This is a genomic window from Roseomonas sp. KE2513 (assembly GCF_016107305.1).
Lineage (GTDB): Bacteria > Pseudomonadota > Alphaproteobacteria > Acetobacterales > Acetobacteraceae > Roseomonas.
Genome location: NZ_RCVR01000178.1, coordinates 1 through 614, shown reverse-complemented (window position 1 = coordinate 614; position 614 = coordinate 1). Strand labels below are relative to the sequence as shown.

The 614-nt window shown below is 72.8% G+C and carries 1 protein-coding gene; it reads left to right on the top strand.

What is annotated here, in order from left to right; genetic code table 11:
- Positions 1 to 75: 75 nt before the first annotated feature.
- Positions 76 to 534, top strand: coding sequence for an IS66-like element accessory protein TnpA (tnpA, locus tag D9599_RS30830; RefSeq protein WP_198385149.1), 459 nt, complete (start codon positions 76 to 78; stop codon positions 532 to 534).
- Positions 535 to 614 lie beyond the last annotated feature (80 nt).

The window sequence follows — 614 nt, the reverse complement described above, 5'->3', positions numbered from 1 at the left end:
CGTAAGCGCGGCGTAGCGGCCCTTCTTGATCGTCGTGCTTGAGTCCGCGAGGTAGTTCGTCGCGGAGGGGTGACGATGGCGCGATGGGTGGCGAGCACGGGTGCTAGCACCGGTGCCAGCACGGGTGCTGGCGCTGTGGTGATGGAGCGGGTGGAGATCGTCACCCGTGGCGGGCGGCGGACCTACACAGCCGATGAGAAGGCGGCGCTGCTGGCCGAGGCGGCGGTGCCCGGGGTTCGGGTGCTGGCGGTTGCGCAGCGGCATGGCATTGCGCCAAGCCTACTGCACCGCTGGCGCCGCGAGGCCGAAGGGAGGCCGGTCAAGCCGAAGGCGGTGCCGCGCCTGCCGCCGTTCGTGCCGCTGGTCGTCGGGCCGTGTGGTTCGGAGACGGTGCCAGAGGCCGTCGCGTCGGCGCCGCGGGAGCGGATGGGGGCGGCGGTTGAGATCGTGCTGCGCAATGGCCGTGTCTTGCGTGTCGGTGGCGAGGCGGACTTGGCGGTGGTTGCCCGGCTTGCCGCGGCGCTGGAGGCGTGATCGCGCTGCCATCCGGGGCGCGGGTGCTGCTGGCAACCCGGCCCGTGGACTTCCGCAAGGGGGCGCATGGCCTGGCGGCG

Coding starts and splice junctions, on each gene's coding strand:
- tnpA (WP_198385149.1), top strand. CDS start 76: ATGGCGCGATGGGTGGCGAGCACGGGTGCTAGCACCGGTGCCAGCACG.